Consider the following 7,998-nt stretch of genomic DNA (forward strand, 5'->3'; position numbering starts at 1 on the left):
AGGGCACCTCGGTATCGCAGTGATACCGCGGCGCTGCCATCGCAGGCAAGCCAGCTCCCACATTGACCGCATCCAGCCAAAGGATGTGTTATTTCACAAGGGACAAACAACAAGGGGGCGAATCTTCATCCGCCCCCTGTGTGTCCGCTTATTCCTGCGGTTCTTCTTCGCCTGCGGCAGCGTCGAGGGTTGGCTCGTCAACGTTGTCATCGCCTGCTGCGATCACCTCGCCGTCAAACTCTTCACCTTCCAGCTCCTCGCCTTCGACTTCCGATGGCTCCTGGACACGCTCCAGGCCCACCAGGGTTTCGTCGCTGGCCAGCTTGATCAGCGTCACGCCCTGAGTGTTACGGCCCAGGCTCGACACTTCGGCCACACGAGTACGCACCAGGGTGCCCTGGTCGGAAATCAGCATGATTTCCTCGCCATCGAGCACCTGGACCGCACCGACCAGACGGCCGTTGCGGTCGTTGCTGACCATGGCGATCACGCCCTGGCCGCCACGCTTGTACTCCGGGAACTCGCTGATGGCGGTCCGCTTGCCATAACCACGCGCCGAAGCGGTGAGGATCTGGCTGCCTTCTTCAGGGATCAGCATCGAAATCAGCTTCTGCCCTTCCGGCAGGCGCATGCCGCGCACACCGCGGGCGGTACGGCCCATGGCACGCACGTCGGATTCCTTGAAGCGCGTTACCTTGCCGCCGTCGGAGAACAGCATGACCTCACGCTCGCCATCGGTGATGGCCGCAGAGATCAGTACGTCGCCTTCATCCAGCTCCAGGGCGATCAGGCCCACGCTGCGTTGACGGCTGAAGGACTCCAGCGGGGTCTTCTTCACGGTGCCTTTGGCGGTCGCCATGAAGATGAAGTGACCTTCGGTATATTCCTCCACCGGCAGCATGGTGGTGATGTATTCATCACTGTCCAGCGGCAGCAGGTTGACCAGCGGACGGCCACGGGCGGCACGGGAGGCTTCCGGGATTTCGTAGGTTTTCAGCCAGTACACCTTGCCCTTGCTGGAGAACAGCAGCAGCGTGGTGTGACTGTTGGCGACCAGCAGGTGAGCGATGTAGTCCTCATCCTTCACGCCGGTAGCCGATTTACCTTTACCACCACGACGCTGGGCCTGGTACGCAGCCAAAGGCTGGGTCTTGGCGTAGCCACCGTGGGAAATGGTCACGACGCGCTCTTCTTCCGGGATCATGTCACCCAGGGTCAGGTCGAGGCGTGCATCGAGGATCTCGGTGCGGCGCACGTCGCCGTATTCGGCGCGGATCACTTCCAGTTCTTCGCGGATCACTTCCATCAGGCGCACAGCGCTGCTGAGGATGCGGATCAACTCGCCGATCTGGTTGAGGATCTCCTGGTACTCGGCCAGCAGCTTCTCGTGCTCCAGGCCGGTCAGGCGGTGCAGGCGCAGTTCCAGGATGGCCTGGGCCTGTTCCGGCGACAGGAAGTACTTGCCTTCGCGCAGGCCGTATTGCGGGTCCAGGGTTTCCGGACGGCACGAGTCGGCACCGGCACGCTCAACCATCGCCACCACGGCGCTGGATTCCCAAGGCGTGCTGATCAGCGCTTCCTTGGCTTCCGACGGGGTTGGCGAGGCCTTGATCAGAGCGATCACCGGGTCGATGTTCGACAGCGCAACCGCCTGGCCTTCCAGGATGTGGCCGCGTTCGCGGGCCTTGCGCAGTTCGAATACGGTACGGCGGGTCACCACTTCACGACGGTGACGGACGAAGGCTTCCAGCAGATCCTTGAGGTTCAGGATGCGCGGGCGGCCATCGATCAGTGCAACCACGTTGATGCCGAACACGCTTTGCAGCTGGGTCTGGGCGTAGAGGTTGTTGAGGATCACCTCAGGCACTTCGCCACGACGCAGCTCGATCACCACGCGCATACCGTCTTTGTCGGACTCGTCGCGCAGCTCGGTGATGCCTTCGAGCTTCTTCTCTTTGACCAGCTCGGCGATCTTCTCGATCAGACGCGCCTTGTTCAGCTGGTACGGCAGTTCGGTGATGACGATCTGCTGGCGACCACCGACCTTGTCGATGTCTTCGATCATCGAGCGGGCGCGCATGTAAATGCGGCCGCGGCCGGTGCGGTAGGCTTCGATGATGCCAGCGCGACCATTGATGATCGCGGCAGTCGGGAAGTCCGGACCGGGGATGTATTGCATCAGCTCGTCGACAGTCAGCTCGGGGTTGTCGATGAGGGCCAGGCAACCGTCGATGACTTCACCGAGGTTGTGCGGCGGGATGTTGGTCGCCATGCCCACGGCGATACCACTGGAACCGTTGACCAGCAGGTTGGGAATCTTGGTTGGCATGACAGCCGGGATCATTTCGGTGCCGTCGTAGTTCGGCACCCAGTCCACGGTTTCTTTATGCAGGTCGGCCAGCAGCTCGTGCGCCAGCTTGGTCATGCGCACTTCGGTGTATCGCATGGCCGCGGCGTTGTCGCCGTCGACCGAACCGAAGTTGCCCTGACCGTCTACCAGCAGGTAACGCAGGGAAAACGGCTGGGCCATCCGAACGATGGTGTCGTACACCGCAGTGTCGCCGTGAGGGTGATACTTACCGATCACGTCACCGACAACACGGGCAGATTTCTTGTACGGCTTGTTCCAGTCGTTACCCAGCTCGCTCATCGCGAACAGCACACGCCGGTGCACGGGCTTCAAGCCATCGCGCGCATCAGGCAGTGCCCGACCGACAATTACGCTCATCGCGTAGTCGAGGTAGGACTGTTTCAGCTCGTCTTCGATATTGACCGGGAGGATTTCTTTGGCCAGTTCGCCCATGAGAAGCCTGATTCCTTTTTCGGGTGAAACCTCGTCACATCCATATGGGACGAACGAAGCTCGCCGCTGCCGGCACGGTGCCTGACAACGACTTACGACAAATCAACGAGTTATGACACGGATCTGCACGTTATAGGCCACCCCTCGGGGCGGCCTTGGAAACCGCCGGATGTTATCACAATCGCCGCCACGCACCTATCCCCCTGATGCGCATGGAGCATAGTAAGTTGACGGATGACAGGCTTGAGGGCGACGAGAGGGGCTCAGAGCTGGATCCAAGCCCGTTTCCGGGGGCAAATTGGCTTAATGCAGGCGCTTACGACACATCAACTTGGCCAGCTTGGCAGCGTCCGGCCGTTCGACCACGCCTTTTTCGGTCACGATCACGTCGATCAGGTCGGCCGGGGTCACGTCGAACACCGGATTGAAGGCTGCCACATCCGCCGCGAAGCGCTGGCCGGCGACTTCGAGCAACTCACCGGCATCGCGCTCTTCCAGGGCAACATCATCGCCAGTGGCCATCATCAGGTCCAGGGTAGAACTCGGCGCCACGACCATGAAACGCACGCCATGGTGCATCGCGCATACAGCCAGCTGGTAAGTGCCGATCTTGCTGATCACATCACCGTTGGCGGCAATGCAGTCGGCGCCGACGATGACCCAGGTCACGCCTTTGGTCTTGAGGATATGCGCACCGGCCGAGTCGGCGTTCACCGTCACCGGGATACCCTCGCCCGCCAGCTCCCAGGCGGTCAGCCGCGAACCTTGCAGCCAGGGCCGGGTTTCATTGGCATAAACCTGCTCGACCATGCCCTCCAAAAAGGCCGCACGAATAACCCCAAGCGCCGTGCCGACGCCGCCGGTGGCCAGTGCGCCAGCATTGCCATGGGTGAGGATCGCCTGGGCATTGCCCTGGTGCTTGCGAATCAACTCGACGCCGAGCTGGGCCATGGTCAGGTTGGCCTCGCGATCACTTTCATGGATCGCAATCGCTTCGGCCTCCAGCATCGCCAGCGGATCGGCGTGCTTTTTGACGCGATCGAGACGGTCACGCATGCGCTTCAACGCCCAGAACAGGTTCGACGCAGTGGGGCGGGCGTCGGCTAAAAGTGCGTAGTCTTCTTCCCAGGCGGCCTGCCAGTCACCCCCCTCGGCAATCCGCTTACGGGCGGCGAGCACCAGGCCATAGGCGGCACTGATACCAATGGCTGGCGCGCCCCGCACCACCATCGTACGGATCGCGGCGGCCACGGCTTCAACCGTGGAGCACGCGACCCAGCTTTCCCGGGACGGCAAGGCACGCTGATCGAGCAGGTACAGCGCGCCATCACGCCAATCGATGGCCTTCACTTTCTCCGCAGCCAACAGTCGATCGCGCATCCCTTACTCCGCACTCATGAACAAAAGCCGCCCATTATAGCGATCCGCCAGCCAGGACGCTCGGGTATACTTCGGCCTTCTTTTATAGCTGCCTGGGAAGAAGCCCGCGATGACCTCCACTGCCGCCCCGCTCGACTTGGTGTTGCTGCCGACCTGGCTGGTGCCTGTCGAACCTGCCGGCGTGGTGCTCAAGGACCACGCCCTAGGCATCCGCGACGGGCGCATCGCGTTTATCGGCCCACGGGCGACGGCGCTGAAACTGGCGGCCACCGAGGTCCGTGAGTTGCCGGGCATGCTGCTCAGCCCTGGCCTGATCAACGCCCACGGGCACGCGGCAATGAGCCTGTTTCGCGGCCTGGCCGACGACCTGCCGCTGATGACCTGGCTGGAAAAACACATCTGGCCCGCCGAAGCCAAGTGGGTCGACGAAGCGTTCGTGCGCGACGGCACCGACCTGGCCATCGCCGAGCAGCTCAAGAGCGGCATTACCTGCTTCAGCGACATGTACTTCTACCCCAAGGTGGCCAGCGACTGCGTGCACAACAGCGGCATGCGCGCGCAGATTGCAATTCCGATCCTCGACTTCCCGATTCCCGGCGCCAGCAGCGCCGACGAGGCGATTCGCCAGGGCGTCGAGCTGTTCGGCGACCTCAAGCATCACCCCCGCGTCAACATCGTCTTCGGCCCCCACGCACCGTACACCGTGAGCGATGAAAACCTGGAAAAGATCCGGGTCATGGCCGAAGAGCTGGATGCTTCAATCCATATGCACGTTCACGAAACCGCCTTCGAAGTGCAGCAAGCTGTCGAGCAGACCGGCGAGCGCCCACTGGCACGCCTGGCCCGCCTCGGGCTGTTGGGCCCGCGCTTCCAGGCCGTTCATATGACCCAAATCAGCGAGGCCGACCTGGCTTTGCTGGTAGAAAGCAACACCAGCGTCATCCATTGCCCGGAATCCAACCTGAAACTGGCCAGCGGCTTCTGCCCGGTGGAGCGTCTGTGGCAGGCTGGGGTGAATGTGGCGATCGGCACCGATGGCGCCGCCAGCAACAATGACCTCGACCTGCTGGGCGAAACCCGCACCGCCGCGATGCTGGCCAAGGCCGTCGCCGGTTCGGCCACCGCCCTGGATGCCCATCGCGCCTTGCGCATGGCCACACTCAATGGTGCGCGCGCCATGGGCCTGGAAAGCGAAATTGGCTCGCTGGAAGTCGGCAAGGCGGCGGATATGGTCGCCTTCGATCTGTCGGGGCTGGCGCAACAACCGATCTACGATCCGGTCTCACAACTTATATATGCCACCGGACGCGATTGCGTGAAACATCTCTGGGTCGCCGGCAAGCAGTTGCTCGACGACCGGAAATTGACCCGCATGGATGAACAACAGTTGACCGCCACGGCCATCGCCTGGGGCCAACGCATCGGCGGGCATAGCGAATAACGCCGGCCTTGAAGCGGTACGTTCAAGACCGACAAACCGATTTATCAGATTTAGAGGATGCACCATGAGCAACGTCGACCACGCCGAAATCGCCAAGTTTGAAGCCCTGGCCCACCGCTGGTGGGACCGCGAAAGCGAGTTCAAACCCCTGCACGACATCAACCCGCTGCGGGTCAACTGGATTGACGAACGTGTCAACCTGGCCGGCAAGAAGGTGCTGGACGTTGGTTGCGGCGGTGGCATCCTCAGCGAAGCCATGGCCCAGCGCGGCGCCACGGTGATGGGCATCGACATGGGCGAAGCGCCTCTGGCCGTGGCTCAGTTGCACCAGCTGGAATCCGGCGTGAACGTCGAATACCGCCAGATCACCGCCGAAGATCTCGCCGAGCAAATGCCCGAGCAGTTCGATGTGGTCACGTGCCTTGAGATGCTCGAACACGTGCCTGACCCGTCCTCGGTGATCCGCGCCTGCTTCCGCATGGTCAAGCCTGGCGGCCAGGTGTTCTTCTCCACCATCAACCGCAACCCCAAGGCCTACCTGTTCGCGATCATCGGCGCCGAATACATCATGAAGCTGCTGCCGCGCGGCACCCATGACTTCAAGAAATTCATCCGCCCGTCCGAGCTGGGCGCGTGGAGCCGTCAGGCCGGGCTGACCGTCAAGGACATCATCGGCCTGACCTACAACCCGCTGACCAAGCACTACAAGCTGGCCAGCGACGTTGACGTCAACTACATGATCCAGACCCTGCGCGAGGAATAAGCCTGTGAAGTTGCGAGCAGTTCTCTTCGACATGGACGGTACACTGCTGGACACCGCGCCGGACTTTATCGCCATCTGCCAGGCGATGCGCGCCGACCGCGGGCTGGCGCCGATCAACGACCAGCACATCCGCGATGAAATCTCCGGCGGTGCGCGGGCGATGGTGGCCGTGACCTTCTCGATGGACCCCGAATCCCCAGGTTTTGAAGAGTTGCGCCTGGAATTCCTGGAGCGTTACCTCAAGGGCTGTGCGATCCACAGCAAACTGTTCGACGGCATGGACGAACTGCTGGCAGACATCGAAAAGTCCAAGCTGGTCTGGGGCGTGGTCACCAACAAGCCGCTGCGCTTTGCCGAACCGATCATGCAGCAGTTGGGCCTGGCCGAGCGCTCGGCGCTGTTGATCTGCCCGGACCACGTGAAGAACAGCAAGCCCGACCCCGAGCCCCTGATCCTGGCGTGCAAAATGCTCGACCTGGACCCAGCCAGCGTGCTGTTCGTCGGCGATGACCTGCGCGACATCGAGTCCGGTCGCGACGCCGGCACCCGTACGGCGGCGGTCACATTCGGTTATATCCATCCGGACGACAACCCGCGTAACTGGGGCGCCGATGTCGTGGTGGATCACCCGCTGGAATTGCGCAAAGTGCTCGATAGCGCGCTGTGCAGTTGCTGATTGCTCAAGAATCTCAAAAACACCGATTCCATGTGGGAGCTGGCTTGCACATTGAGCGCTGTATCACTGTGAATTTTGTCGAGGCTATTTATGTTTGATTACTCTGCGCGTCCAGAACTGCTCAAAGGCCGGGTGATCCTGGTGACCGGCGCCGGTCGCGGGATTGGCGCGGCGGCGGCGAAAACCTACGCCGCCCATGGCGCCACCGTGCTGTTGCTGGGTAAGACCGAAGCCAACCTGGCCCAGGTGTATGACGAAATCGAAGCGGCCGGCCACCCCCAGCCGGTGGTGATCCCGTTCAACCTGGAGACCGCCCTGCCCCATCAATACGATGAGCTGGCTGCGATGATCGAAAAGGAATTCGGTCACCTCGACGGCCTGCTGCACAACGCCTCGATCATCGGCCCACGTACGCCGATCGAACAGTTGTCCGGCGAGAATTTCATGCGCGTGATGCACGTGAACGTCAACGCGATGTTCATGCTCACCAGCACCCTGCTGCCGCTGCTCAAGCTGTCCCAGGATGCGTCGGTGGTGTTCACCTCCAGCAGCGTCGGGCGTAAGGGTCGGGCGTACTGGGGGGCTTATGGTGTGTCGAAATTTGCCACTGAGGGCTTGATGCAGACCCTGGCGGACGAGCTTGAGGATGTGGCAGCGGTACGCTCTAACAGCATCAACCCAGGTGGCACACGCACCAGCATGCGCGCCCAGGCCTATCCAGGGGAAAATCCGATGGAACGGCCTGCGCCAGAAGAGATCATGCCGGTGTACCTGTACTTGATGGGGCCGGACAGCGCTGGCATCAACGGCCAGGCGTTCGACGCGCAGTAACAACTGACACACCATAAAACTAAATGTGGGAGGGGTCTGTGTGGGGGGGGGGGGGGGGGGGGGGGGGGGGGGGGGGGGGGGGGGGGGGGGGGGGGGGGGGGGGG

General features: G+C 62.1%; 6 protein-coding genes. 4 read left to right on the forward strand and 2 right to left on the reverse strand.

Annotation, left to right across the window (positions count from 1 at the left end):
• Positions 1–148 precede the first annotated feature (148 nt).
• Positions 149–2,803, reverse strand: coding sequence for a DNA gyrase subunit A (gene gyrA / locus OPU96_RS09725; RefSeq protein WP_226455357.1), 2,655 nt, complete (start codon positions 2,801–2,803; stop codon positions 149–151).
• Positions 2,804–3,106: 303 nt separating this feature from the next.
• Positions 3,107–4,183: an S-methyl-5-thioribose-1-phosphate isomerase gene (mtnA, locus tag OPU96_RS09730; protein ID WP_498559014.1), complete on the reverse strand. Its 1,077-nt coding sequence runs from the start codon at positions 4,181–4,183 to the stop codon at positions 3,107–3,109.
• Positions 4,184–4,292: 109 nt separating this feature from the next.
• Between mtnA and OPU96_RS09735 the strand changes: the two genes are divergently transcribed.
• The 4 genes from OPU96_RS09735 to OPU96_RS09750 all read left to right on the forward strand — a co-directional run bounded on the left by OPU96_RS09735 (position 4,293) and on the right by OPU96_RS09750 (position 7,894).
• A complete protein-coding gene (locus OPU96_RS09735; protein WP_498559015.1) occupies positions 4,293–5,624 on the forward strand; it encodes a TRZ/ATZ family hydrolase in 1,332 nt (443 codons plus the stop codon).
• A 64-nt stretch (positions 5,625–5,688) separates the two neighbouring features.
• Positions 5,689–6,387 (forward strand): bifunctional 2-polyprenyl-6-hydroxyphenol methylase/3-demethylubiquinol 3-O-methyltransferase UbiG, encoded by a 699-nt coding sequence (gene ubiG / locus OPU96_RS09740; RefSeq protein WP_192298682.1) that lies wholly within the window; start codon positions 5,689–5,691, stop codon positions 6,385–6,387.
• Between the two features lie 4 nt (positions 6,388–6,391).
• Positions 6,392–7,063: an N-acetylmuramic acid 6-phosphate phosphatase MupP gene (gene mupP, locus OPU96_RS09745; protein ID WP_226455354.1), complete on the forward strand. Its 672-nt coding sequence runs from the start codon at positions 6,392–6,394 to the stop codon at positions 7,061–7,063.
• 90 nt (positions 7,064–7,153) lie between these two features.
• On the forward strand, positions 7,154–7,894 hold the full coding sequence (locus OPU96_RS09750; RefSeq protein WP_192298680.1) for a YciK family oxidoreductase: 741 nt from the start codon (positions 7,154–7,156) through the stop codon (positions 7,892–7,894).
• The last annotated feature ends 104 nt before the right edge of the window (positions 7,895–7,998 follow it).

Source organism: Pseudomonas sp. RP-B7 (assembly GCF_059803535.1).